22 protein-coding genes are annotated in these 26,572 nt (G+C 56.0%); 12 read left to right on the top strand and 10 right to left on the bottom strand.

Annotated features, from left to right (window positions below):
• Window positions 1-30: 30 nt before the first annotated feature.
• The 3 genes from thiC (at window position 31) to RZA33_RS06090 (ending at window position 5,588) form a co-directional block, all read left to right on the top strand.
• Window positions 31-1,935 carry a phosphomethylpyrimidine synthase ThiC gene (gene thiC, locus RZA33_RS06100; protein ID WP_317506967.1) on the top strand — a complete coding sequence of 635 codons (1,905 nt, stop codon included), beginning with the start codon at window positions 31-33 and terminating at the stop codon, window positions 1,933-1,935.
• Between the two features lie 288 nt (window positions 1,936-2,223).
• Complete coding sequence (locus tag RZA33_RS06095) at window positions 2,224-3,912, top strand: hypothetical protein (protein WP_317506966.1); 1,689 nt, start codon at window positions 2,224-2,226, stop codon at window positions 3,910-3,912.
• A 209-nt stretch (window positions 3,913-4,121) separates the two neighbouring features.
• Window positions 4,122-5,588: a DASS family sodium-coupled anion symporter gene (locus RZA33_RS06090; RefSeq protein ID WP_317506965.1), complete on the top strand. Its 1,467-nt coding sequence runs from the start codon at window positions 4,122-4,124 to the stop codon at window positions 5,586-5,588.
• Between the two features lie 22 nt (window positions 5,589-5,610).
• On the opposite strand, the gene RZA33_RS06085 is transcribed toward RZA33_RS06090, so the two are convergent.
• The 3 genes from RZA33_RS06085 to RZA33_RS06075 form a co-directional block, all read right to left on the bottom strand.
• Window positions 5,611-6,696 carry a DUF2955 domain-containing protein gene (locus tag RZA33_RS06085; RefSeq protein ID WP_416337850.1) on the bottom strand — a complete coding sequence of 362 codons (1,086 nt, stop codon included), beginning with the start codon at window positions 6,694-6,696 and terminating at the stop codon, window positions 5,611-5,613.
• Window positions 6,686-7,747 carry an HlyD family secretion protein gene (locus RZA33_RS06080; RefSeq protein WP_317506964.1) on the bottom strand — a complete coding sequence of 354 codons (1,062 nt, stop codon included), beginning with the start codon at window positions 7,745-7,747 and terminating at the stop codon, window positions 6,686-6,688. The genes RZA33_RS06085 and RZA33_RS06080 overlap by 11 nt, the downstream gene beginning before the upstream one ends.
• Window positions 7,748-7,951: 204 nt before the next feature.
• The gene (locus RZA33_RS06075) at window positions 7,952-8,872 is read right to left on the bottom strand and encodes a DMT family transporter (protein WP_317506963.1); all 921 of its coding nucleotides are present in this window, start codon (window positions 8,870-8,872) and stop codon (window positions 7,952-7,954) included.
• A gap of 187 nt (window positions 8,873-9,059) precedes the next feature.
• Here RZA33_RS06075 and RZA33_RS06070 point away from each other — a divergent pair, with 187 nt between their 5' ends.
• Together RZA33_RS06070 and pta are read left to right on the top strand one after the other, a co-directional pair.
• Complete coding sequence (locus tag RZA33_RS06070) at window positions 9,060-10,244, top strand: acetate kinase (RefSeq protein WP_317506962.1); 1,185 nt, start codon at window positions 9,060-9,062, stop codon at window positions 10,242-10,244.
• Window positions 10,241-12,421 (top strand): phosphate acetyltransferase, encoded by a 2,181-nt coding sequence (gene pta / locus RZA33_RS06065; protein WP_317506961.1) that lies wholly within the window; start codon window positions 10,241-10,243, stop codon window positions 12,419-12,421. The genes RZA33_RS06070 and pta overlap by 4 nt, the downstream gene beginning before the upstream one ends.
• Window positions 12,422-12,509: 88 nt before the next feature.
• Here the strand turns inward: pta and cyoE are convergent, their stop codons facing one another.
• The 6 genes from cyoE to RZA33_RS06035 form a co-directional block, all read right to left on the bottom strand.
• Entirely contained in the window at window positions 12,510-13,433 is a 924-nt protein-coding gene (gene cyoE, locus RZA33_RS06060) for a heme o synthase (RefSeq protein WP_317506960.1), read from the bottom strand.
• On the bottom strand, window positions 13,391-13,720 hold the full coding sequence (gene cyoD, locus RZA33_RS06055) for a cytochrome o ubiquinol oxidase subunit IV (RefSeq protein WP_317506959.1): 330 nt from the start codon (window positions 13,718-13,720) through the stop codon (window positions 13,391-13,393). The genes cyoE and cyoD overlap by 43 nt, the downstream gene beginning before the upstream one ends.
• Before the next feature lies 1 nt (window position 13,721).
• The gene (gene cyoC, locus RZA33_RS06050; RefSeq protein ID WP_317506958.1) at window positions 13,722-14,333 is read right to left on the bottom strand and encodes a cytochrome o ubiquinol oxidase subunit III; all 612 of its coding nucleotides are present in this window, start codon (window positions 14,331-14,333) and stop codon (window positions 13,722-13,724) included.
• Window positions 14,333-16,327, bottom strand: coding sequence for a cytochrome o ubiquinol oxidase subunit I (gene cyoB / locus RZA33_RS06045; protein ID WP_317506957.1), 1,995 nt, complete (start codon window positions 16,325-16,327; stop codon window positions 14,333-14,335). The genes cyoC and cyoB overlap by 1 nt, the downstream gene beginning before the upstream one ends.
• Before the next feature lie 3 nt (window positions 16,328-16,330).
• Window positions 16,331-17,359 (bottom strand): ubiquinol oxidase subunit II, encoded by a 1,029-nt coding sequence (gene cyoA, locus RZA33_RS06040; RefSeq protein WP_317506956.1) that lies wholly within the window; start codon window positions 17,357-17,359, stop codon window positions 16,331-16,333.
• Window positions 17,360-17,685: 326 nt separating this feature from the next.
• A complete protein-coding gene (locus tag RZA33_RS06035; RefSeq protein ID WP_317507169.1) occupies window positions 17,686-18,453 on the bottom strand; it encodes a DeoR/GlpR family DNA-binding transcription regulator in 768 nt (255 codons plus the stop codon).
• 296 nt (window positions 18,454-18,749) lie between these two features.
• Between RZA33_RS06035 and RZA33_RS06030 the strand changes: the two genes are divergently transcribed.
• The 7 genes from RZA33_RS06030 (at window position 18,750) to cdd (ending at window position 25,721) form a co-directional block, all read left to right on the top strand.
• Window positions 18,750-19,601, top strand: coding sequence for an outer membrane protein OmpK (locus tag RZA33_RS06030; RefSeq protein ID WP_317506955.1), 852 nt, complete (start codon window positions 18,750-18,752; stop codon window positions 19,599-19,601).
• A 168-nt stretch (window positions 19,602-19,769) separates the two neighbouring features.
• A complete protein-coding gene (locus tag RZA33_RS06025; protein WP_317506954.1) occupies window positions 19,770-21,053 on the top strand; it encodes a NupC/NupG family nucleoside CNT transporter in 1,284 nt (427 codons plus the stop codon).
• Between the two features lie 85 nt (window positions 21,054-21,138).
• A complete protein-coding gene (deoC, locus tag RZA33_RS06020; protein WP_317506953.1) occupies window positions 21,139-21,933 on the top strand; it encodes a deoxyribose-phosphate aldolase in 795 nt (264 codons plus the stop codon).
• Window positions 21,933-23,288 (top strand): thymidine phosphorylase, encoded by a 1,356-nt coding sequence (deoA, locus tag RZA33_RS06015; RefSeq protein WP_317506952.1) that lies wholly within the window; start codon window positions 21,933-21,935, stop codon window positions 23,286-23,288. The genes deoC and deoA overlap by 1 nt, the downstream gene beginning before the upstream one ends.
• Window positions 23,285-24,529, top strand: a complete 1,245-nt coding sequence (locus RZA33_RS06010) for a phosphopentomutase (RefSeq protein WP_317506951.1) — start codon at window positions 23,285-23,287, stop codon at window positions 24,527-24,529. Before deoA ends, RZA33_RS06010 begins: the two co-directional genes overlap by 4 nt.
• Window positions 24,530-24,558: 29 nt before the next feature.
• Window positions 24,559-25,284: a purine-nucleoside phosphorylase gene (gene deoD, locus RZA33_RS06005; protein WP_317506950.1), complete on the top strand. Its 726-nt coding sequence runs from the start codon at window positions 24,559-24,561 to the stop codon at window positions 25,282-25,284.
• A gap of 29 nt (window positions 25,285-25,313) precedes the next feature.
• Complete coding sequence (cdd, locus tag RZA33_RS06000) at window positions 25,314-25,721, top strand: cytidine deaminase (protein ID WP_317506949.1); 408 nt, start codon at window positions 25,314-25,316, stop codon at window positions 25,719-25,721.
• Between the two features lie 87 nt (window positions 25,722-25,808).
• Here the strand turns inward: cdd and RZA33_RS05995 are convergent, their stop codons facing one another.
• The gene (locus RZA33_RS05995; RefSeq protein WP_317506948.1) at window positions 25,809-26,498 is read right to left on the bottom strand and encodes a CBS domain-containing protein; all 690 of its coding nucleotides are present in this window, start codon (window positions 26,496-26,498) and stop codon (window positions 25,809-25,811) included.
• Window positions 26,499-26,572 lie beyond the last annotated feature (74 nt).

Below are 26,572 nucleotides of genomic sequence, written 5' to 3'. Positions count from 1 at the left end.
CTGCAAAACAACAATCGTATGGAGACCGTTATGACTAAGTCCGTAACAAGTAGAACCAGTCACTTTTTAGCCGAAACCGCGCAGGTGGATGCCGCCGCCATCGCGCCGCTGCCAGGCTCCCGCAAGGTGTACGTGGAAGGCTCCCAGCCAGATATTCGCGTGCCATTTCGGGAGATCACCCTGTCGCCGACTAAAACCACCGGCATTGATGAAGAGAACCCGCCGCTGCTGGTTTACGATACTTCCGGCCCCTACACCGACCCCGACGCCCAGATTGATCTACGCCGTGGCCTGCCGGCGCTGCGCCGCGCTTGGATTGAAGCGCGGGACGACACAGAGTTCTTAACCGGCCCCACAAGCGAGTATGGCAACCGCCGCGCCAACGACCCGACGCTTGCCCAGCTGCGCTTTGATCTAACCCGTACGCCACGGCGGGCAAAACCGGGTAAGAACGTTACCCAGCTGTACTACGCTCGCCAGGGTATTATTACCCCGGAAATGGAGTTTATTGCCCTGCGGGAAAACCAGCGTCGCCAAGCGTTGGGTACCGCTGAAGTTGAGCGCATTTTAGGCCACCAGCACCCAGGCCAGAGCTTTGGCGCCAGCTTGCCGGAGGAGATCACGCCAGAGTTTGTGCGCGATGAAGTCGCCCGTGGGCGGGCAATTATTCCCAATAACATCAACCACCCAGAATCTGAACCGATGATTATTGGCCGTAACTTCCTGGTCAAAATTAACGGTAATCTGGGTAACTCCGCGGTGACTTCTTCTATTGAGGAAGAAGTAGATAAGATGACCTGGGGTATTCGCTGGGGCGCGGATACCATCATGGATCTCTCCACCGGCCAGAACATTCACGAAACCCGCGAGTGGATTCTGCGCAACTCGCCGGTGCCGATTGGCACGGTGCCTATCTATCAGGCACTGGAAAAGGTCAAAGGCGTGGCCGAAGACCTTACCTGGGAAGTCTTCCGCGATACGCTGATCGAGCAGGCGGAACAGGGCGTGGACTACTTCACCATTCACGCGGGCGTACTGCTGCGCTATGTGCCGCTCACCGCCAAGCGGGTCACCGGCATCGTCAGCCGTGGCGGCTCGATCATGGCCAAGTGGTGCTTGTCCCATCACCAGGAAAGCTTCCTGTACACCCACTTCGAAGACATCTGCGAGATCTGCAAGCAGTACGACGTGGCGTTCTCCCTCGGCGACGGCCTGCGCCCCGGCTCGGTGGCCGACGCCAACGACGAAGCGCAAATGGCGGAGCTTAAAACCCTGGGCGAGTTGACCCATATCGCCTGGAAGCACGATGTGCAGGTGATGATCGAAGGCCCCGGCCACGTGCCCATGCACTTGGTGAAAGAGAACATGGATAAGCAGCTGGAGTACTGCGACGAAGCGCCCTTCTACACCCTCGGCCCACTGGTGACGGATATCGCCCCGGGCTACGACCACATTACCTCGGGCATTGGGGCGGCGATGATCGGCTGGTTTGGCTGCGCCATGCTCTGCTACGTCACGCCCAAGGAGCATCTGGGCCTGCCCAATAAAGACGACGTCAAAACCGGCATTATTACCTACAAGATTGCTGCCCACGCGGCGGATTTGGCCAAGGGCCACCCGGCGGCGCAGCGCCGCGACAACGCCCTCTCCAAGGCGCGTTTCGAGTTCCGCTGGGAAGACCAGTTCAACCTGGGGCTAGACCCGGATACTGCCCGGGAATACCACGATGAAACCCTGCCCAAGGACTCCGCCAAGGTGGCGCACTTCTGTTCCATGTGCGGGCCGAAGTTCTGTTCTATGAAGATCAGCCAGGAAGTACGTGACTATGCGAACGAACACGGGCTAAACGGCGATCAGGAAGCGGTGATGAAAGGCATGGAAGAGCAAGCGGAGAAGTTTCGCAACAAAGGCAGCGAGCTGTATCAGGAAGTTTAAAATAGGCAGCAACTGAACAGCTTTACTACTGAATATGGCCCTTGGGTATTAGTAAAACTCAAGGGCCAATTTTATATCCATTCACTTCTGGTTCAGTCACTCAGGCTTTTTAACCTTATTATTTATCAAAATTATAGCTTGGCCACAGAATCTGCCCTAAACGTATTGAAATTAATTTCACTTAAGTAGCGATTGATTATACATTGCTCGTGTATGATTATCATTTATAGAGCAATCTGTTTATAACGATTAATTTAAAACCAACACCTATCAAAGAACCGACTCCAGATGAAAACCAAACTTTCCCTAGCGGTATCTCTTGCTCTGGTCAGCGCTGGCCTGCTCAGCGGCTGCAGCGATGATAACGAACCAGCAGCATCACAACTGGAAGCGCCGATGCTGCAATATATCCCGGCAGATTCCCCCTACTTCATGGCCACGCGTGAAGCATTGCCTGAACAAGAGGCTTTTGCTCTTTATCAGCGCATGCAGCCCACGGCGAGCCTCGAATCTGACCTGGATGAACTGCGCGACACGCTGCCCCAACTAGAAGACGATGAAGTACAGCATGCGTTGATGACGCTGTTAATCGCCATGGGTGAAGAGCTGGAGGGGGTTGAATCAATAGACGATGTCCATGCGCTGGGCCTGAAGGTAAACCCCCAGGCCGCCGTGTATGGGCTAGGCATCTTGCCTGTATTGCGCATGCAGCTGCACGATGAAGAGGCCTTTCGCGAAACGCTTCAGCGCATTCTAACCAAGGCAGACATCAACCCGAACACAGCCACCACTAACGGCACCGATTACTGGGTGCTGACGCCTGAGGGGCCGGTCAATGCGATCCTAGCCATTATTGACCAACAACTACTGTTGTCTGTCGTGCCGCAGGATGCCAGCGACGAGCTGCTAGCGCAGGTCTTGGGTAACACCCCGCCTGATAGCAACATTAGCGACACCGGCGCACTGGCCGAGCTTGAGCAGCGCCATGACTTTACCCCTTACGGGGCCGGGCAAATCGACTCTTCGCGCTTTCTGAATGAGCTGAGTACGCCCACGCATTTAGGCACTCAAGCATTGATGGACGCCGTTGAGGCAGAGCAGCTGGATCTATCTGCCTGTCAGGCCGATATTGACCGTATTACCGGCCGCTTCCCCGGCCTTGTGCTGGGCATGCGCGAGTACAACCAAGACCGCATGGAGCTGAATGTCATTCTGGAAACCGATGAAGGTATTGTCACCGACCTGCGCGCTCTGACCACTCAGGTGCCGGGCCTAGGTAACACAGAGGGCATGTCAAGCTTGGGGATGGGCCTGAATTTACCGATGCTGCTTCAGACGGTGCAGAAATATGCGCAGGAAGTGCGTCAAACCCCCTTCAGTTGTGGTGAGCTACAGGATCTAAATAGCGCCTGGACCGAGATCAACGTGGCGATGAACAACCCTGCTACGATGATGATCGGGTCAGCGCTATCCGGCTTGAGAGCCCGCATCGACAGTCTGACAATGACCGACGGTGAACCTTCCGGTACCGGCATCCTGACGATTGCCTCACAAAACCCACTGGGCCTGCTGTCTACCGTGAGCGCCTTCGCGCCTGAGTTAGCCGCGTTAGGACTTGAACCCGGTGGGGAAGCCAAGCAAATTGAAAGCATGATGCTGCCACCCGATGCACCGGCGCTTTACGCCGCCATGTCTGATACCGCCATTGTACTAGGCGCTGGCATCAGCGATTCAGAGGCACTGCAAGGTGAGCTGCAAGCGCCTGTATCAGAGCGTGACCTGCTGCTTCATGGCCACATGACAGGCGAGTTTTATCAGTCGCTGGCCGATGTCATGGAGCAAGTGCCATCCGATGACGTATCCGCGTCCGATATTGAACTGCTCAGGCAGTATGCTGAGATCTACAAGAACATAGAGTACGGGTTCAGAGTGGACGATGCGGGCGTTGAGATGAATTTCTCGCTGGAATTGAACTGATACCTGATAGCCATTGCAATCCGAAAAACCCGCTACCCGTTAGCGGGTTTTTCGCTTATAGCGTGATAGGTAGCACTGCGCAATTGAGCCGCTATTGACTTGGAACAAACCGGCAAGCATCGACCCAATATAAACTTAAGTAGCAACTCAAGCACTGCTTTATTGACTGTGAGCGTGCCGTAGCCATCTACTTACTGTGGGGTTCCACGATGCCGACGCTGCCTTTCAAACCCTGGCCAACTCTTATTGCGGTGGCCATAACTCTGCTGATATGGCTGGTTATTCCGTTGCCGGAAGGCCTCACTTCTGATGCTTGGCTGATGCTGGCTATTTTCGTGGGGACGATTGCCGCGATTATTGGTAAAGCAATGCCCATCGGCGCTATTTCAGTCATTGCTATTTCCGTCGTGGCGGCGAGCGGGGTGACCAGCGATAATCCGGGTGCTGCCATTAGCGATGCGCTAAGCAGCTACTCCAACTCGCTGATCTGGTTAATCGCCATCTCGATTATGATCTCACGAGGGTTGATTAAGTCGGGGCTGGGAGCGCGCATCGGCTACTATTTCATCTCCCTTTTCGGCAAGAAGACGTTGGGGATCGGCTATAGTTTGGCCTTTTCCGAGCTCTCTATTGCCCCCGTCACCCCGAGCAATACCGCTCGGGGTGGCGGGATCATGCACCCCATCATGCGCTCTGTTGCTAAAGGCTTTGACTCACGCCCGGAAGACGGCACGTCGAGCAAAATTGGCAAATACCTGGCGCTGGTGAACTATCACAGCAACCCCATCACCTCGGCGATGTTTGTCACGGCTACTGCTCCTAACCCATTAACCGTACAGCTAATTTCAATCGCTACCGGTGCGGAAATCCAACTGAGCTGGATGACCTGGGCGCTCGCCATGCTGTTACCTGGTTTGGTAGCGATCCTGGCTATGCCCTATATTCTTTACCTGCTTTACCCACCGGAAATAAAAGAGACGCCTCATGCCACGCAGATGGCACGCGATAAACTTGCCGAAATGGGTAAGATCAGCCGACATGAAGGCATTATGCTGTGTGTTTTCTTGGTGCTATTGCTGCTGTGGGCGGATATCCCAGCGCTATTTCTGGGCGATGCCGTCACCCTCAACACCACCACCTCTGCGTTTATCGGGCTATCGATACTCCTGCTAACCGGCGTATTAACCTGGGACGATGTGCTGGCGGAAAAGAACGCCTGGGATACCCTACTCTGGTTCGGCGCCCTAATCATGATGGCAACCCAGCTCAACCAGACCGGCTTGATCGACTGGTTCTCCTCTAACATGCAGGACTGGATAACCATGATGGGGATCGGCTGGATGGGTGCGTCCGCCCTGCTCGTACTAACCTTTCTCTACACCCACTACTTCTTTGCCAGCACCACCGCGCATATCACTGCCATGATGGCGGCTTTTCTTACTGTTGGGTTAACGCTCGGCGCACCGCCCATGCCGTTTGTACTGATCATGGCCGCCACTTCCTCCATCATGATGACCTTAACTCACTACGCGACGGGCACATCGCCCGTTATTTTTGGCTCGGGCTACTTAACGCTGGGCGAGTGGTGGAAAGCGGGCTTCATCATGAGTGTCGTGAATCTGGTTATCTGGGTAGTGGTCGGCGGCTTGTGGTGGAAGCTGCTGGGCCATTATTGAAATATTTTTACCATTCGCCCTTTTAGCTTAATTTTATATTTAGCAGGCGGGTTGGCGCCCAGCGGTTTAAGACAGAATGTAGGCAAGCCATGACGAGTAGCGTGAGCACCAGCGCCACACTCATCGAGGAGAACCGATACAGCGCGCTATAAACTAAATCTTGCTGGGGGCCTAGTGATTGGCCAAACAGAATTCCTAAGGTGGTTAACCCGCCAAAACCGATTCCTGAGCCAACACCTTCGTGAATATGCTCCCGGGCGAAGAGCATCAACCCCAGCCAGTAGAGCAAAATTACCAGCAGGAAGTGATGGCTTTGCGTGTAAAGCAGTAACTGCATCAGTAGCGCTAAGTTACACCCTAGCAGCGTTCCCACCGCCCGCTTAGCGGCAGATGCCTGCGCGCCAGGATACCCCAAGGCAAACAGCACTAAGACGGATGCCATTTGCGCTGAAAGCGAGCCCTGCAAATCAAACACCTGAAAAACGACGAAGGATAGCGTGGCGGTTAATCCGCCGATTAGCGTTTCATGGCGAATTTGCGCGGCAGGCTTTGCGGCGCGGGGCGGCGGCTTACGCGCTTCCACGTCGGGAAACAGTGTATGCATCAGCATAGCAATAAACACCGCCAGTAAGCTGGCGACGAGATTACAGGCTAATAGATCGCTCAAGTCCACACTGGGGTAGCTGGCAAAGTGAAGCAAAATACTGAGCGTCAGCACGCCGTTGGCACCAAACAGAAACAGTGTCCCTTTCGCCATCAGGTTAAATCGAAACAAAAACATACCCAGCACTACCAGCGTCATGACCACCGGCATATGTTTGAGCAACCCCACTACCAGGGTCACTTCAAGCACGTTAAACGAAACATTGGTTAAAAACTGGCGAATAATGCTGCCATTCAAGATGGGCACCATGCCCAGCAGGAACATGGGAAAAACGGTAAAGAATACCCCGTAATTCCAATCCATAAGCTGGCTGACCACAAAGCCCAGCATGCCGCCGCCCGCCACGCGCAGGCATTGCCGCAGGCCGTTTTGGGTTAACCCTGGGCGTGAGGCACTCCGCGCTCCAGACATCTCGCGTTTACCCCAGCCACTTTTAATAAACATAATGCAGCCAGCTGATCAGATGCGACTGCAACCATACAAAGGGCTTCGCTAGCATAAAACTACTTGGCTGGAGCTGCACCGTGGCGCGTGCCCCGCTAGGCAAAGAACTAGCGATTGGCTCGGTTAGCGCGATGTGCACTCGCATGCGCTGAGCATCGCGCACCCAGCGGTCGGTCGTCGCAATATCGGCCAGCTGCCCGTCGGCGCTCAGTTGCCCTTCCCGCACACCGGCATCCATGGCGACCAGTTCAGCGTCAAATACCCGGCCTGGCCATGCATCGAATATCACGTGTGCCGGGTCGCCCGGTGTCGCATGGCGGAGGCTCTTTTCACGAAAATCGGCAATGATATCTATCTCTTCAGCCACCACCGCGACGGCTGGCTGACCCGCTTGAACGTAGTCACCAATGTCTAGTTGCAGGTTGGTTACACGCCCGGCTTGCGCGGCGCGCACTTGGGTGTGAGCAAGATCCAACTGGGTCTGGGAGAGCGCATTGCTCGCTTGGCGTAAACGCAGATTAGCTTTACCAGCGTCACCTAACTGTACTTTCAGGCTAACAATCTTTGCCCTGGCCGCCGCCACGCTGGCCTGGGCGGTGTGCGCAGCAGCCACCTGCTGTTCGTACTGCTGGCGCGATACGCTCTGCTGCGCAACAAGGGTTTCCGCGCGCTGCAGTTCTCCCCCACGCTCCGCAGCCGTCGCTTCAGCAGACGCCAACTCCGCTTGCGCAGAGGTTAGCTCTGCTTCCAACTGGGCATTCTCACGCTCGGCCTGTTCGCGATTAAGCTCCGCCCGCTCAACGGCTAACTGAAACGGCGTGGGGTCGATCTGAAACAGCACATCACCTTTTGCGACGCGCTGGTGATCGCTTGCTAAGACGTCGCTTACCGGGCCGCTCAGTTCCGGCGCAATCCGCGTTACCGGCCGAATTACCCTAGCCTCAGGCGTCATGGGCATAAAACTGTCGGCAAGTAAGAAGTAAATAAACAGCAATACAAAGGCAGCCATCGCCACCTTCACCCAGCGGGCAAATGTTTGATCAGGGGTCATGCAGGGCTCACTTGTTAGCCACCAGTTAGAAAACCTGGCAAGCACCTCTCAACGGGTGCGCATCGTGTCGGGGATGGCATAAGAGACGTTAGTCTAACAACTAATTAGCTTGCTAACAATGTTGATATCAAAACGGTCGACACTAAAAAGCCCCGTAACCTATTGGCTACGGGGCTTTATGACGTATAAATCTGATGTAACGATTTACCGCCCCTTCGATAAGCTGAGCACCATTATTCCACCGACAACCACGGCCCCTCCTACCAGCTGTACGGGACTGAGCATTTGGCCCAACACAAAGTAACCCAGCACCAGGGAAGCCACCGGCTCGATATTCATCACCGGGGCGTTGCGCGCCATATCGAGTCGCGGCACAAAAATAAACAGCGTCGAAAACGCCGAGCCATACAACAGCCCGAGCATCGCCAGCCCCAACCAGCCAGAGCTGTTATCGGGCAGGCTCATGCCGCCTGGCACCACACCAGCGATGCCGCCGATAATCATCATGATAAACACCGTTTGCATGGTGAGCAGGCTGCGCAGGGTGCTACCCACGCCAGCTAAACGGTGCTCGGTGACCCACAGCGCACAGGCGAACGCAAACGCAGCGGTTAGCCCAAAGCCAATCCCGGCGATCCACCCTGGCCCCATGTCATCGGCGCTGGCAATCCACGCAGGAATATCCAGCACCACCAATAAACCAATTAAAATAGTGCCCATAATCAGGCAGCTACGCAGCGTTGGGCGCGGACCACCCAGCGCCCAACTGAGCAGCGCCAGCTGAATAGGAAAGGTATTGACCAATAGCAGCGCAATCACCACCGGTAATCTCGCCACGGCCGAATAGAGGCTGATGCTCTGGATTGTGATCAGCAGCCCCACGGCGAGTTGCCACGGCCAGGTACCCCCTGGCAGCCATAAGCGTTTCTTCTGAACAATGACCAGCGTCAGCAAAATCAGGCAAGCAACGCCTGAACGGGTTAATACCGCCAGCAACAGCCCGGTGCCGTTATCAAACGCCAGCCGCGCAGAAACATGGTTGGCAGCAAACATCGTCGCCACGCACATCATTAATAGAATGGCTAAATGGCGCGGTAAAAGTTTTGGCAAAGGGGACGCTGACATAAGAACAAAACGGCTCATTAAGGGAGTAAACAGGGTAAGGTGCTGCGGGCATTTTTCGATCAATCGCCTAGAATGCCTAGCTTTTACGTAGAAGGCTAACGAAATCCAGGCGCTGCTTTTGCGCACTGCAACATGTTAAACTAAAGACTAACCCTTTGCTCAATAACCTCCTAGCGAAAAGGTTTTTATGAACGCACCGGTGCTGGTCATTAACTGCGGTTCCTCCTCTATTAAATACGCGTTGATTGATTCCGACCCCCAGACACCACGCCTTGAGGGCATAGCGGAACGCTTGGGTAGTGAGGACGCACGCCTTAAGGGCAAAAACAGCGCCGGTGACCGTTTTACTCAGCCACTTTCCGGTGCTGACCATACCCAAGCATTGAATGCCATACTTGAGCGCATGGAGGGCCGATTACCAGCGGCGGTGGGCCATCGCATCGTGCATGGCGGCGAGCACTTCACCCAAGCTGCACTCATCGACGCTAGCGTCATTGCGGCTATCCAAACCACCGCCGCGCTTGCCCCCCTGCATAACCCAGCGAATTTGGCCGGCATTGCGGCGACCCAAAACGTCTTTCCTGAGCTACCGCAAGTAGCGGTGTTTGATACCGCTTTCCACCAAACCATGCCGCCGCGTGCTTACCGTTACGCCCTGCCTGAAAGCCTTTACGCTGAGCATGGCATTCGCCGCTATGGCTTTCACGGCACCAGCCACGCTTACGTTAGCCAGCGGGCGGGCGAACTGAGTAACCGTGGCACAGGCGGCTGGTTAACCGCCCACTTGGGCAATGGCTGCTCCGCCAGCGCGGTGTGGAACAATCAAAGCCAGGATACCAGCATGGGCCTGACCCCACTGGAAGGCTTGGTGATGGGCACCCGCAGTGGCGACGTTGACCCCGGCCTGCACGCCCACTTGCACCGCCAACTGGGCTGGTCGTTAGACAAAATCGACGACGTGCTCAATAAAGAGAGCGGCCTACTGGGGCTTTCCGGCTTAACCAACGACATGCGCGAAATTGAGGAGGCCGCTGAACAAGGCCGCACCACCGCACAGCTGGCGGTAGAGGTCTTCTGCTACCGGATCGCTAAATCGCTGGCGGGGCTCTCCTGCGCACTGCCGCAGCTTGATGGGATTATTTTCACAGGCGGCATCGGCGAAAACTCGCCGATTGTGCGTCGCCGTGTGCTCGCCCTATTGCCCCACTTCGGCTTTGCGCTGGATAACGCCGCTAACGAAGCGACTATCCGCGGCAAAGAGGGGAAGCTGGATAGCGCCGCTCATCAAGGCCCCCAGGTGTGGGTGATTCCTACCGATGAAGAGGGCCGCATTGCCATGGAAACCCGCCACTGCCTAGAGGCACGTGTATGACTCATACCGATCAGCCGCAAGCGATTCTATTAGTGCCCACCAGCCAGGGTGTGGGGCTTACCTCCGCCTGTCTGGGGTTAATTCAAGCACTGGACACCATCGGTCTAAAAGCCGGTTTTTTGAAGCCGTTTATGCAGAACGAGCTCAACGGCCCAGGCCTGGATCGATCCACCGCGTTGGTTTCCCGAGCACTAAATCAGCGCCCGCCGTCGCCGATTTCCCAGGCACGTCTTGAGCGCTTGCTACGCGAGAACCAAACCGATGAGCTAATGGAAAATGCCGTCGAGCTCTATGAACAGGTCGTCCAGCAGGCTCATCGCGATGGCAGCACCTTAGACCTGGTCGTGGTAGAGGGCGTGGTGCCCACCCAACACACCAACTACGCCACCCAAACCAACGCCCAGCTGGCCAACGCGCTAAATGCGCGGATTATTCTTGTCGGTACCGGTGACCTAAACGAACCCCAGGCGCTGGCCGAACAGCTTGATATGCACGCCCGCAGCTTTGGCGGTGTTAGCTCCAAGCGCACCCTGGGCGGCATTTTGATGCGCATGAAACATCTATCCTACGGCCAGGAAGATGACCTTTCTGCCGCGCCGGGCACCATCAAACCCCAGCTTGAAGAGTCGCTGCTCGCCGAGCTACGGCAATACTCGCCGTCGCTTGCCACGGACAAGTTCCACCTGATCGGCGTGGTGCCTTATAGCAAAACCCTTAGCGCGCCGCGCACCTTAGATGTGGCCCGAGCGCTTAACGCCAAATTATTGAACGAAGGTGAGGCAATCAGCCGCCGGGTGCTCTCCACCAGTCTCTGCGCCCGTAGCGCTGCCAACGCGCTGCATATTTTTAAACCCGGAAGTTTAATCGTCGCTTCTGGCGACCGCGACGATGTGGTGCTGGCCTCGGCGCTGGCGACCATGAACGGTATTCAGCTAGCGGGCGTACTACTGACCAACGGCTTTATGCCTAACGACAGCATGATTGAAATGTGCCGCCCCGCGCTCAAAACGGGCCTACCGGTATTGGCAGTAGAGACCGACAGCCTGACCACAGCGCAGCACCTCAGCCAGTTAAGCAGCGAAATCCCCATGGACGACTTCGAGCGCGCCGAACAGGTTGCACGCTACGTTGCAGCCCATATCGATCTTGAGTGGCTAAAAGCCCACCTAAGCAGTGGCTACACTCGTCGCCTTTCGCCTTCGGCGTTTCGCCACCAGCTGGTCAAACTCGCCCAGCAGGCTAAAAAACGCGTGGTACTACCGGAAGGAGATGAGCCGCGCACCGTCGAAGCCGCGATTATCTGCCAACGCCGTGGCATTGCGGACTGCGTGCTGCTAGGCAAACGCGACGAGATCAAAAACGTGGCGCGCAACCGTGGTCTGACGCTGCCCGATTCACTGACGATTATTGACCCTGAAAGCACCCGTGCGAACTATATTGGCCCGATGGTCGAGCGGCGCCGCGGCAAGCTCAACGAACTCACCGCCGAAGAACAGCTACGAGATAACGTGGTACTCGGCACCATGATGCTCCAGCTGGATGAAGTCGATGGACTGGTCTCCGGCGCCATACATACCACGGCTAACACCGTGCGGCCCGCCTTTCAGTTGATTAAAACCGCGCCGGAGTATAACCAAGTCTCGTCGATCTTCTTTATGCTGCTGCCCGAGCAGGTGGTGGTCTACGGCGACTGCGCGGTGAATCCCGACCCGGATGCCGAAACCCTGGCCGAGATCGCCCTGCAAAGCGCCCGCTCCGCTGAAGCCTTCGGTATCGAGCCCAGAGTAGCCATGATCAGCTACTCCACCGGCGACTCTGGCACCGGCGCGGATGTAGATAAAGTCCGTGAAGCTACCCGCATTGCGAAAGAACGCGCGCCGCACCTGGCCATCGACGGCCCGTTGCAGTACGACGCTGCCGCTATCGAGAGCGTAGGCAAACAGAAAGCCCCCGACTCGCCGGTGGCAGGTAAAGCCACCGTGTTTGTGTTCCCCGACCTCAACACCGGCAATACCACCTACAAAGCGGTGCAGCGTAGCGCCCGCGTGGTAAGCGTTGGCCCCATGCTGCAAGGGTTGAACAAGCCAGTGAACGACCTTTCCCGCGGCGCACTGGTCGACGATATCGTTTACACCATTGCGCTAACCGCGATTCAGGCCAGCCAGCGGGAAAGCTGAGTTACAGACACTTACCCTAGCCAATAAAAACGCCCCAAGCAGATAACTGCTTGGGGCGTTTTATTAACGGCTTACCGATATGTGAGGGTTAAACCAGCATCGGCACCATGGCTTCCAACACCATGACTAAACTCATCGCGGTGATGGTAAGAATAGAGACGCCAAACACCTTTTTGGCCCAGCGCACATCGTCGTCTAAGCGGTAGCCGCGCAGCGCCAAGTAGAGCCAGTAGCCGCCCATTACCAGCGCCACACACAGATACCCCGCGCCCGCCTGGCTGGCTAGCCCTAGCGCCAGCGAGGCGGGAATAAACGCCACGATGTAGCCAAGGATATGGTGTTTCGCCATTTTGACCCCACGCACCACCGGCAGCACCGGGATCGATGCCCTTTGATAATCCGCGTAGCGGAAGATCGCGATGGCATAGGAGTGCGGCATCTGCCACAGGCAGAAAATCACCAGCAGCATAATGGCACCGCTGTCGAACTGCCCCGTGACTGCGCAGTAGCCCACCACCGGCGGCATGGCGCCGGAAAGGCTACCTACCAAGGTGCCGTACTCTGAGCGGCGCTTCATATAGAGGCTATAAAGCCCCACATACACGCCCCAGCCAATGACTGCCAAGGCAACGGTTAACCCATTAGTGCCCAGCGCTAGACACACCACCCCCGACACGCCCAGCAGCGCCGAAACGCCCAGCGCTTGGGTGATGGAAATGCTGCCTCTTACCAGGGGGCGATGGCGCGTACGCGCCATCAATGCATCAATATCGCGGTCAATGACGTTGTTACACGCACAGCCCGACGCGATGATTAACGCGATCCCCACCATGACTGAGACAAAGCTGAGCCACTCGAACTGCCCCTGAGCGGCCAGAAAATAGCCGCCTAGAGTAGCAATCAGGTTACCCCCGATAATGCCGGGTTTGGTCAGCTCAAGCAGATCCCGCCAGCGGCTAGGTGCTGAAATCAGCCGATCATCATGTTGAGATGCAGATGCTGCATGATCCACAGCGAGCCTCCTACCACTAAGACGAGTATCGTCAGTGTGAAGACGAAGGACATCATGTTCCAGCCTTCGTCTGCTTTTGTACTCATATGCATAAACATACCTAACTGCACCAGTATCTGCAGCACGGCAGTCACTACCACCACCATCACGGTAACCAGTGTGCTTAGCGCACCACTCATCACTACCGCAAAGGGGATGATGGTCAGTATCAGCGACAATACCAGTCCTGTCACATACGACTTAACGCTGCCATGGGCATTGGGTGAACTAGACGAAGAATGACTCATCTCAAAGCACTCCCATCAGATAGACGAATGAGAAGACACAGATCCAGACAATATCGAGGAAATGCCAGAACAGGCTTAGGCACAAAATCCTCGGCCGGGTCATATCATTCAACCCTTTGGTGTATAGCTGTACCAGCATCACCAGAATCCAGATCAAACCAAAGGTCACGTGTAGGCCGTGGGTACCCACCAGAGTGAAGAAAGACGACAGAAAGGCGCTTTTATCCGGCCCATAGCCCTCATGAATCAGGTGCTGGAATTCGTAGATCTCCATACCGACGAACGCCGCGCCCAGCAGGAAAGTTACGGCGAGCCACGCTTTTACCTGACCAAGGCGTTCGGCGTTCATCGCCAACACGCCCATGCCGAAGGTAAAGCTACTGAACAGCAGCAGGAAGGTTTCGACCAATACGAACGGTAGCTCAAAAATCTCGGCTGCGGTTGGGCCTGCCGCCGTGCCTTTCATCAGCACGGCGTAGGTGGCGAAGAGTGACCCGAAGATCACCAAATCGCTCATTAAGTAAACCCAAAAACCAAACAGTTTCGTGCCCGTGGCATCATGATGCTCATGGAGCTCGTTTGATGCGCCGTGATGTAACGTATCCGTTGCCATTACGCTTGCGCCTCCACGCCTAGTTTTTGTTCACATTTGAGTTGATGCTCACGTTCGATGCGCTCAACTTCGGCGGCGGGAACGTAGTAATCGATATCGTCGTTAAACACCCGTGCCATAAAGCTGACAAACACACCCACGGCACCGACGCCGGCTAACCACCAGATATGCCATACCAGCGCAAAGCCGATGACCAGCGCAAAGAAACTGATAACTGGCCCGGCCACGGTGTTACGCGGCATATGAATATCGGTATAAGGGGCTTGCTCCAACTGCTCCTCGCTACGCTGTTTTTGCGTCCAGAAACTGTCGATATCACCCACTTCGGGCAGGCGCGCAAAGTTATAGAACGGCGCAGGTGAAGAGGTTGACCACTCCAGGGTACGGCCGTCCCAGGGGTCGCCGGTCACGTCTTCATTCTGTTTGCGGTCACGAATGCTGACCCAGAACTGAATAACGGTGCAGGCAATACCCAGCATAATGATCACCGCCCCTACCCAGGCCAGAATCATCCACGGCTGCCACTCAGGGTTGGCGTAGGACTGCATGCGGCGAACGGCACCAAAGAAGGCCAGCACGTAAAGCGGCATAAAGGCAACGTAGAAGCCGATAAACCAGCACCAGAACGAACGCTTGCCCCACTTTTCACTCAGCGTGAAGCCGAACGCTTTGGGGAACCAGAACGTCAGGCCGGCCATCATGCCAAACACCACACCGCCGATAATCACGTTGTGGAAGTGGGCAATCACGAACAGGCTGTTATGCAGCACAAAGTTGGCCGCGGGCACCGCCAGCATGACGCCGGTCATACCGCCCAGGGTAAAGGTGATAATAAAGCCCAGGGTCCACAGCACCGGCGACGTCAGTTCCAGGCTGCCGCGGAACATGGTGAACAGCCAGTTGAAGACCTTCACCCCGGTGGGAATGGCGATGATCATGGTCATAATGCCGAAGAAGGCATTGACGTTGGCGCCCGCCCCCATGGTGAAGAAGTGGTGCAGCCAAACGACAAACGATAGCAGGGTGATCGCGATGGTCGCCCATACCATGGTCATGTACCCAAACAACCGTTTACGGGCAAAGGTTGAGATAACTTCGGAGAACACACCAAAGGCGGGCAGGATCAGGATATACACTTCCGGGTGGCCCCAGGCCCAGATGAGATTGACGTACATCATCATGTTGCCGCCAAAATCATTGGTAAAGAAGTGCATACCAAAATAACGGTCCAGCGTCAGCAACGCGATCGTGGCGGTCAAAATCGGGAACGAGGCGATGATCAACACGTTGGCGCACAGCGATGTCCAGGTGAAGATCGGCATGCGGAACATGGTCATGCCTTTGGTGCGCATTTTAATGATGGTCACGAAGAAGTTGATACCGGTGAGCGTCGTCCCTATCCCGGATATCTGTAACGCCCATATCCAGTAATCGACACCCACCCCGGGACTGAACTCGATCCCCGATAAAGGCGCGTAGGCCAGCCAGCCGGTTTTAGCGAACTCGCCCACCACCAGCGAGATATTGACCAATATCGCCGCCACGGCAAACAGCCAGAAACTTAAGTTATTGAGGAAAGGGAAAGCAACGTCGCGAGCGCCAATTTGCAACGGCACCACCAGGTTCATCAGACCGATGACCATGGGCATGGCGACAAAGAAGATCATAATTACGCCGTGGGCGGTAAAGATCTGGTCGTAGTGTTCAGGCGGTAAATAGCCCGCTGCGTCACCCGCGGCCATGGCCAGCTGGGTACGCATCATAATCGCATCCGAGAAGCCGCGTAGCAGCATCACCAGAGCGACGATGAAATACATGATGCCGAGCTTTTTATGGTCAACGGAGGTAAACCACTCGTTCCACAGCCAGCCCCACTTACGGTAATAGGTGATTAACCCAAACAGCGCGATCCCACCAATGGCCATAAAGGCCGCAACGACCATGATAATCGGCTCATGGTAGGGAATTGACTCTAACGTGAGTTTTCCAAACACGGCTTAACCTCCCGCTTCAACGCTAGTCGGATGGCTGCGCACGGCATGATCCTGACTGGCTTGGTGATTGGTGTCACGACCGGATGCGGCCGTGTGCTCGCCTGCGCGGGCGCTTTCACCGTCGTGTGAGTCAGCATGGTCGCTGCTCATCGGGTGATCGCCGCTCATATTGTGCTCGCCACCGGTATGGAAGCTTTTCAAGATGCTTTCATACAGCGAGGGCGAAATCGCCGAGAAGTACTCCACCGGGTTCGATTCGCTGGGCTCAGCCAACGCCTCATAACCTTCAGGGTAGGTCAGCGTTTGTGGGGCGCCGCGCACCGTTTCGACCCAAGCGTCAAAATCATCGGGCGTCGTCACCTTGGCTTCAAAGGTCATGCCGGAGAAGCCCGCACCGCTGTAGTTGGTGGAGCGACCAGGGTAACTGCCAATTTCATCGGCAATCAGATGGACGTCGTTATCCATGCCCGCCATGGCGTAGATCTGGCTGCCAAGATGAGGGATAAAGAAGGCGTTCATCACTGAGCCGGAACTCACCCGAAAGCGCACGGGCGTATCCACCGGAAAGGCCACTTCGTTAACGCTGGCGATGCCCTGCTCGGGGTAGATAAACAGCCATTTCCAATCGAGTGCCACCGCTTGGATTTCCATCGCCGCCACGTCGCTTTCCAGCGGTTTGTGGGGGTCAAGGCTGTGGGACGTTTTCCAGGTCAATAGAGCAAGCACCGCGATAATCGCGCAGGGCACAATCCACACCACCGCTTCAATCACGTTTGAGTGCGCCCAGTCAGGGGTATATTTAGCCACGCTGCTATTGCTGCGCCGATAGCGCCAGCCAAACAACAGCGTCATGGCAATGACAGGAATAACCACAATCAACATCAGGCCAAAGGCGGTGAGAATCAGCGTACGCTGCTCAGCGCCAATTTGGCCTTTAGGGTCTAACAGCGCGGAACTACAGCCTGCTAGAAATAGACACAGCACAAGGAGCACCAAAGTGCCTCGCCTGCGCCAAAGTGAGCGTCGTTGCATGGTGTGATCTCATGAAATGTTCAATAAAAACCAGCCTGCTACATAGCAAGCTATATAGCAGGCTAACTACCACCTCATACTTTTCCCAAAACATGCTCTGAAATAAACGCTTCTAATAACCTACTTAAAAACGAAAATTAGCAGTGCACAGATAACGCTAGGCGTTATTGCTCCGGGAAAAATATGCGCTGCCAAATGGGGATCGGCGGCGGGCCTTAGCCTTTAAACCAGATAAGACTAAAGTATTTTCTATTGATCTAGATCATGAAAGAAGTGGCGCATTGCCGCACCCAAGGTATTGACGACGATTGGCAGTCGAGAATTCGTTACGTCACGGTGACGGCGGGGAGATCGCGACCATCACCAACGAGCAATTGCGGAGCCCCCTCTTCGTCGGTGACCACCACATCAAAATCGTCCAGGGCGGCGAAATAAGCAGGCCGAACCACGCCAAACTTACTGGCATCAACAACAAGTAGGCGCTGCATGGCGGTGGCAATAGCCGCCTGCTTGGGGGCCACTTCGTGGAAGTGAAAACAGCTAATACCGCGCTCCAAGTCTACCCCCGCCGCAGAGATCAACGCTTTATTAATGCCTAACCGCTCGATAGCGGAAGCCATGCTGTCACTGCTAAACGACTGCGAGGCGGCGTAAAACAGCCCGCCAAGTAGCACCAAGCGTACGTTGGGCAGTGCCGCCACAGCATTAGCGACGTTAAGCGCGTAAGTTACGACCGTCAGTTCATGAAAATGGCTCAACTGGCTCAACAAGGGAATCAGCGTGGAGCCACAGTCAATAAACAGCGTATCGCCCTCTTCAATAAAGGCGAGGGCGCGCTGACAAAGGCGGTACTTTGCCTGGTAGTGGCTGGCCTGCTGCTCGGTCAAATCGTAAATCGGCGTGACGCCAGGATAGTTCGCCATCACTAAACGTCCACCCAGCAGGCTAATCGCCGTGGTTTGGGTGGAGAGATCGCGGCGGATGGTCATCTCTGAAACACCGCAAAGCTCCGCCGCATCGCGCAGGTGAAGCGTCCCGCCACTGGCAAGCGTTTCCTCAAGCTTGGCAAGGCGCAGCGCACCACGGCCGTTTATGGTAGACATCTCCTGTTAAATCCCTCTAATTGCGGTGATCGCGATTGTACGACTGACGTTTCCATACTGGCCAAACGGCGACAAGAACGCCACTCTCACGGCCGCTATTAACGCACATAACGGGAGGTACGGAAGCGCTAGTACATTTAAACAGCGTTGATGTGACAACACTTGCAAATCAACGTTAGAAAAATAACACTAAATGTTATAATTTTAACATTAACGCCAGCCTGCATAATGACAACCCCGGATAGCCAAACCCAAAATGGCTCCGCTACAACCTTGTTGAGGCTCACATGACTGTTCGTACACACTTGCGCACCCACCTTCAGACTGCATCCCTTGTCGCGCTTGGCGCTGGCGTATTAGGGGCAACATTTGCCACGCCGCTGATGGCAGATGGCGCTCAGCCCCACCCGCTTGATCGACTCTGGTCATTCGCTAACGTTTCAGTTAACTACCTGGATTGGTCAAACGGCACCGAGACGCGGACTGGCTATAACGCTCCAAAAGGTGACTTTATGTTTCTCGAAATCGAAGGCGGTGCAGGCTTCAGCTGGGGCGAGTTTTACGGCTTCTTTGATTTCGAGAACCCCACCAACGACCAGTTTGATGAGTCCAGCGGAGGTAAAGACAACTTTCGTACAGCGGGGAAAGTAACCTCACACATTTACCTGGGTGATAGCCCGCTGTCGATCTACGCTCACCTTTATGACTTCCGCGACTACGGTTATGATAGCCGCGAGCAAGACCAGATTCTGGGCCTGGGCTACCGCACAACGTTTGATAACGGCCTGTGGTTCAAACCTTTTATTGGTGCCGCGCGTGTGCAAAGTAACGCCTACACGGGCATGAACGGCTTTATGGCTGGGTGGGTAGCGGGTTATGATTTCACCGCTTTCGACCAGAACTTCAGCGTCACTAACTGGCACGAGCAGACCTTTGGCCGCGATGACGAGTATCTGGATAAGAATTACGTGAATGACACAGCAGGCAGTGTGGGCACCAACGGTGCGCTGAGCCTGTGGTGGCATCCAAGCGATTTGATCACCACCGGCATTCAGTACCGTTACTCTGAGAATAAGTTGGGTACTCCCAACGAGTATCAGAATGCGATGATCTACTCCGTCAAGCTCAACTTACTCTAAACGCTTTAGGAGCCTCTGATTAACGTAATGAGCGCAGGCTAGACAAGGCAAAAATCAACGAAAAAGCGGAGTTTACGAGCAGTAAATGAGCATTTTGAGGCGATTTTTAACGCCGTATAGGCAAGCGTAATAGTTAATCAGAGGTTCCCGGACTCGAAGGATCTCCACATGACACTCCTTATGAGCTTGGTGGGTATGATCACTCTAGTGATCATTGCCTTGATATTCTCTTACGACCGTAAATCCATTCGGCTACGTACCGTGCTGGGCGCCTTTGCTATTCAAGCGGGCATCGGTGCCTTTGTACTTTATGTGCCCTTTGGCCAAGCGGTGCTACAGGCCATTTCTTCAGGCGTTAGCCAAATTTTGGTGTATGCCAACGACGGTATTGGCTTTCTGTTCGGCGGCTTAGCCGATGTGGATAATGTCGGCTTTGTGTTTGCGATTAAAGTACTGCCGGTCATTATCTTCTTCTCGTCACTGATTGCCGTGCTTTACTATATCGGCATCATGCAGTGGGTGATCCGCATTTTGGGTGGCGCTCTGCAGAAAGCGCTGGGCACCTCGCGGACCGAATCGCTCTCCGCAACGGCGAATATTTTCGTTGGCCAAACCGAAGCGCCGTTAGTGGTGCGTCCGTTTATCGCCCGCATGACGCCTTCACAATTGTTTGCGGTCATGTGTGGTGGTCTGGCATCGGTAGCGGGTTCAGTATTGGCGGGCTACGCCGCGCTGGGCATTCCCATGGAGTACCTGGTAGCGGCCTCCTTTATGGCGGCACCCGGCGGCTTACTGTTTGCCAAACTGATCATGCCGGAAACCCAAGATACCACCGACGGCGATAGCGTCTCCAAGGTCGAGGAAGAGATTGAGGCCCAGGAGGATAAGCCTACCAACGTGCTGGATGCGGCAGCATCGGGTGCGACATCAGGCTTAATGCTCGCAGCTAACGTCGGCGCCATGCTGCTGGCATTTATCGCCTTGATTGCGTTGGTCAACGGCATTTTAGGTGGCGTTGGCGGCTGGGTGGGCTTTGAATCGCTGAGTCTGGAACTGATCCTGGGCTGGCTGTTCGCCCCGCTGGCTTTCTTATTGGGTGTACCCTGGGAAGAGGCGACCCTGGCAGGCTCGTTCATTGGCCAAAAATTAGTGGTCAACGAATTTGTCGCCTACATCAACCTAGCGCCCTATATTGATGGGGAACAGGTGGTGGCTGCGACGGGTCAGCTGATGACACCGCACACCATGGCAATCCTCTCTTTTGCCCTGTGTGGCTTTGCTAACCTTTCCTCCATTGCAATTCTGCTAGGTGGCCTGGGCAGCATTGCGCCGACCCGGCGTAAAGAGATTGCCCGCTTTGGCGTTAAAGCGGTGTTGGCCGGTACGCTTTCTAACCTGATGTCGGCCTCTATCGCTGGCTTCTTTATTGCGTTGAGTAATGCGACCGCCTAACGCAACACGTACGACACAATACGGCGGGCGCTGCTATTTTTACGCAGTGCCCGTTTTTTTTCTTTTACTGATTTGCGAGAACGCCATGACCGCGACTGCCCCTTCACACGTTGTTCAAGCCGCCCGCCAAGCGCTCACCCTTATGGATTTGACGAGTCTGAATGACACTGACACCGATGCCACTATTGAATCGCTCTGTCAGCAGGTGAAAACGCCCTTTGGTACCCCTGCCGCTGTTTGCGTCTACCCGCAGTTTATCGTCACGGCGCAACGCGCGCTTACCGCTCACAATCTCAACGCTCAAGTTAAGATTGCCACGGTCACCAACTTCCCTAATGGTGGTGACGACATTATGGGTGCCGCGCGGGAGACCCGCGATGCAGTCGCGTCTGGCGCCCATGAAGTCGATGTGGTGTTCCCCTACCGCGCGCTAATGGCGGGCGACGAGGAAACCGGCCTTGAGCTAGTCGAGATGTGTAAAGCCGCCTGTGCCGGTCAAGCGCTGCTCAAAGTAATCATTGAGTCCGGCGAACTCAAAGAGCCTGCGCTGATCAAACGCGCCAGCGAACTGGCTATTGAAGGCGGCGCGGACTTTATTAAAACCTCGACCGGCAAAGTGGCCGTTAACGCTACGCTGGAAGCCGCCGAGATTATGCTCAAGGCGATAAAAGCCAGTGGCCAAGACGTTGGGTTTAAAGCGGCAGGTGGCGTTAAAACCGCCGAAGACGCGGCGGAATACTTGGCCCTTGCCAACCACATTATGGGGCCAGGCTGGGCAACGCCCGCGCACTTTCGCTTCGGCGCCTCTAGCCTGCTCGGCAATCTGCTGGAAGCCTTAACCGGCAACACTAACGCGGCTTCCTTTGACGGAGGTTACTAATGGCTACCGATGCAATGAAACACGCGCTACTACCGCAGGAGCTTATTCGCCTTAAGCGTGATAACCAGCCGCTACCTGCTGAAGAAATCAAAGGGTTTGTGCAAGGCATTGCCGACGACCGTATCAGCGACGCCCAAATTGGCGCCTTCACCATGGCGGTATTTCTCAACGGCATGAGCCGCGAAGAAGTGGTGGCGCTGACCACCGCTACCCGCGACTCCGGCCACGTCATGCAGTGGAGCGACCTGAACCTGCCCGGGCCGATTGTTGATAAACACTCCACCGGCGGCGTGGGTGATTTGGTCTCACTGGTGCTCGGCCCCTGGGTCGCCGCCTGCGGCGCCTTTGTACCGATGATCTCCGGTCGCGGCCTGGGACATACCGGCGGCACGCTGGACAAGCTCGAATCGATCCCCGGCTACGACCCCTACCCAGCCCCGGAGCGCTTCCGCGAGGTGGTGAAATCCACCGGCGTAGCGATTATTGGCCAAACGGGTGACCTCGCCCCCGCCGACAAGCGTATCTACGGCGTGCGTGACGTAACCGCCACGGTAGAATCGATTCCGCTGATTACCGCCTCTATTCTAGGCAAGAAGCTGGCCTCCGGACTGGATGCGCTGGTGATGGACGTTAAAGTCGGCAGCGGCGCCTTTATGCCCACGCCGGAAAAATCGCGTGAGCTGGCAAAAAGCATCGCCAATGTAGCCACCCAGGCAGGTACGCCCACGACGGCCCTGCTCACCGACATGAGCCAGCCGCTGGCACCCTGCGCCGGTAACGCCGTTGAAATCGTTGAGACGCTGACGCTGCTGCGGGGCGAGCGCCCCAACAGCCGCGTGATGCAAGTCACCCGCGAATTGGCAGTCGAGATGCTGATTGCCGGTAAGCTCGCAGGCTCACGTGAAGAAGCGCTTACTCAGCTTGAGAAGGCGCTAACCTCTGGCGCAGCTGCTGAAGTATTCGCCCGCATGGTGCGCGAGCTGGGTGGGCCTAGCGACTTTATGGAACGCTCCGAACACTATCTGGCCAAAGCCGACGTGATTAAACCCGTGTATGCCGAGCAATCGGGTGTCGTCCAGCGTATCGATACCCGCGCGGTGGGCATGAGCGTGGTGGAACTGGGCGGTGGTCGCCTGCGTAACGATGCCAGCGTTGATCACAGCGTCGGCTTTACGGATATCGTCGAAATCGGCGAGAGCGTGGATAGCCAGCGCCCCATTGCGACGGTACACGCCCGCAGTGAAGCCGCCGCCGAGCGCGCCGCTGAGCAACTACGCACAGCGTTTACGATTGGCGAAGGTACGGCCAGCGCCGACACCCTGCTACAAGACACTTTCCGTGGAGAAGCCTTATGAGCCGCGCAATTGTCATAGTCCTCGATTCGTTTGGAATTGGCGCCGCCCCGGATGCCGCCGCCTTCGGCGATGAAGGCGCCGACACCTTGGGTCATATCGCCGCCGCCTGCGCCCGTAATGAGGCCGATAACGCCAACCGCTCCGGGCCACTCAAGCTGCCCAATATGGCCAAGCTGGGTTTATTTCACGCTCACCGTGATGCCACGGGTAGCGTTGCCGAAGGCGTCACGCTGCCGGAAAGTCTGGAAGGCGCTTACGCCCACGCCAGAGAAATTTCCAGCGGCAAAGATACCCCCTCCGGCCACTGGGAAATTGCCGGTGTCCCGGTACGCTTTGAATGGGGCTACTTTCTGGATAAAGCCGACAGCTTCCCCCTTGAGTTGCTCGACGCCATTGTTCAGGAAGCCGACCTCAATGGGGTGATTGGCAACTGTCACGCCTCGGGTACCGAGATTATCGCCCGCCTGGGTGAAGAGCATGTAGCCACCGGCAAGCCGATTGTTTACACCTCGGCGGATTCGGTGTTTCAAATTGCCGCCCACGAAGAGCATTTCGGCCTGGAGCGGCTTTATAAGCTGTGTGAAACCGTTCGCGAGCTGCTGGAGCCTTATAACATTGGCCGAGTGATTGCGCGTCCGTTTATCGGCGAAGACAGCACCACCTTCGCCCGCACCGGCAACCGCCGCGACTACAGCGTTGAGCCGCCCTCGCCCACTGTGCTGCAAAAACTCGCCGATGCCGATGGCGAAGTGGTCTCGATTGGTAAAATCGCCGATATCTACGCCCACTGCGGCATTACCCACAAGGTAAAAGCCAGCGGCCACGACGCACTCATGGACGCCACCCTCAGAGAGATCGAGCGCACCAGCCAACGCGACGAAGGCGAGCGCGCCATGATCATGGCCAACTTTGTCGATTTTGACTCCGTCTATGGCCACCGCCGGGATGTGCCGGGCTACGCCGCCGCACTGGAAGACTTTGACGCCAAGCTACCAGCGCTAATGGCTGCGCTAAGCGAAGACGACCTGCTGATTCTCACCGCCGATCACGGCTGCGACCCCAGCTGGCACGGCACCGAGCACACTCGCGAGTACATTCCTATTCTGGTTCACGGCCCCGGCTTTACCCCCGGCCCGCTAGGCGAGCGCGGTACCTTTGCTGACATTGGCCAAACCCTGGCCGACTTTTTCCTGCTTCCGGCCATGGCCGATGGCACAAGCTTTCTACCCGATGCCGCTTAAAGGCAAGCGCCGCTTAAAGGAGATCTTTGATGGCAACCCCACATATTAACGCTGCTCCCGGTGATTTCGCCGATACTGTTCTGATGCCCGGCGACCCACTGCGTGCCAAATATATCGCTGACACCTACCTGGAGAACGTTCGCCAGGTCAACGACGTACGCAATATGTTCGGCTATACCGGCACCTACAAAGGCCGCGAGATTTCCGTGATGGGCCACGGCATGGGCATTCCGTCGGTCTCCATCTACGCCAAAGAGCTAATCACCGACTACGGCGTTAAATCGCTGATTCGCGTGGGCTCCTGCGGCGCGGTGCGCGACGATGTCAACGTCCGCGATGTGGTCATCGGCATGGGCGCCAGCACCGACTCAAAAGTCAATCGCATGCGCTTTAACGACCACGACTTCGCTGCGATTGCGGATTTTGAACTGACCCAGCACGCGGTCGCCGCCGCCAAGGCCAAGGGCGTGCCGGTCAAAGTGGGCAACATCTTCTCAGCGGACTTGTTCTACAACCCGCAAACTGAAATGGCTGAAATGCTTAAGCGCTACGGCATCGTCGGCGTCGAGATGGAAGCCGCTGGCCTTTACGGCGTCGCCGCCGAGTTTGGCGCCCGCGCCATGACCATCTGCACCGTGTCGGATCACATCCTGAAAGGCGACTCGCTCTCCAGCGCCGACCGTCAATCCACTTTCGACGATATGATGCTGATTGCTTTAGACACCGTGCTACGCGACGACGCATCTCGCGCTTGATGCGTTGATGTGGCCAGAGAGGAAGAATGATGGATAAGGTATCAGAAGAGATCGTTCAGAAGTTATTCAGCGCGCGGGCTAACGCCTATGTGCCCTACTCCGCGCATCCGGTGGCATCGGTGATGGTAACGCCGGATGGACAGGCGTTTGTAGGTACTAACGTCGAAGTAGCGCACTACAAAGGCCTGTGCGCCGAAGCCTCAGCCATTTCCGCGATGGTAACCGCAGGCCAACGCCAGCTAGCGACCGTCTACGTCATGGGCCCAGCTGATCACCTGTGCACGCCCTGCGGCGACTGCCGTCAGCGGATTCGCGAGTTCGCCACCCCAGAGACGCAGATCAAGGTGCTTTCCGGCAGCGGTGAACTCATGAAAACCTACACCATGGAAACACTGCTGCCCGACGGCTTTGGGCCTGAGCAACTGCCGCCGCGTTAAATCAGGCTAACCTGCTGACAACCCAGTGCCGTCAATAAACAAGCTCGCTACTCAATAGCGGGCTTGTTTGTTCTATGGAAGGTTAACCTACATATAGCCCACGCCGGGCGGCATCATACCCAGGTGATTTTCCACGCGGGTAACGCCGGGCACGTTTTCCGCCGCCACTGTCACCGCCTGTTTTTGTTCAACTGACTCGACCAGCCCCCATATTTCCACGCTGCCGCCATCCACTATCAGGCTGAGATTTTCGGTCCGCACACCGGTATTCTGGTCAACCTCGTTTAAAATAGCCTCTCGAATTTTACGGTCATCCGTGGGGGATTGGGTCGGCGCTACCGCGGCATTAGCAATCCCCTGCAATAAATTCGCGCGGCTGACGATGCCCACCAATTCGCCTTCACGCAACACGGGCACCCGCTTGATATGATGTTTTTCCAGCATCCGCGCAATGGTGTGTAGCGGCGTGTTTTCCGCCACGCACAGCGGGTTCGCCGTCATCACTTCATGGGCTTTTCGCCCGTGGGTCTTAACATACTTTTCTGGGTCTTTGCCGCCAGCAAACAGTGTCAACCACCAAGAGTGGCTGTGTTCCTTGTCGTCTTTCACCCGGCGCATTAAATCGCCTTCACTAACAATCCCAACGACCTTATTGTCATTATCGACAACCGGAACCGCGCTAATACGATTTTCAAGCAGCCGTTGCGCGATTTCACGAACTTCCGTATCAGTGCCGACGCTCACCACTTTGGGTGTCATAATATCGATAGCTTGCATGGAACCTCCTTACGACTAACTCGCAGATGCCGTTTGCACTGCTACTTCTGTTAGCCTAGTGCGCTCCTGGCAAT

The organism is Halovibrio sp. HP20-59, from assembly GCF_033052795.2.
Classification (GTDB): Bacteria; Pseudomonadota; Gammaproteobacteria; order Pseudomonadales; family Halomonadaceae; genus Vreelandella.
This window is presented reverse-complemented; position numbering and strand designations above follow the sequence as displayed.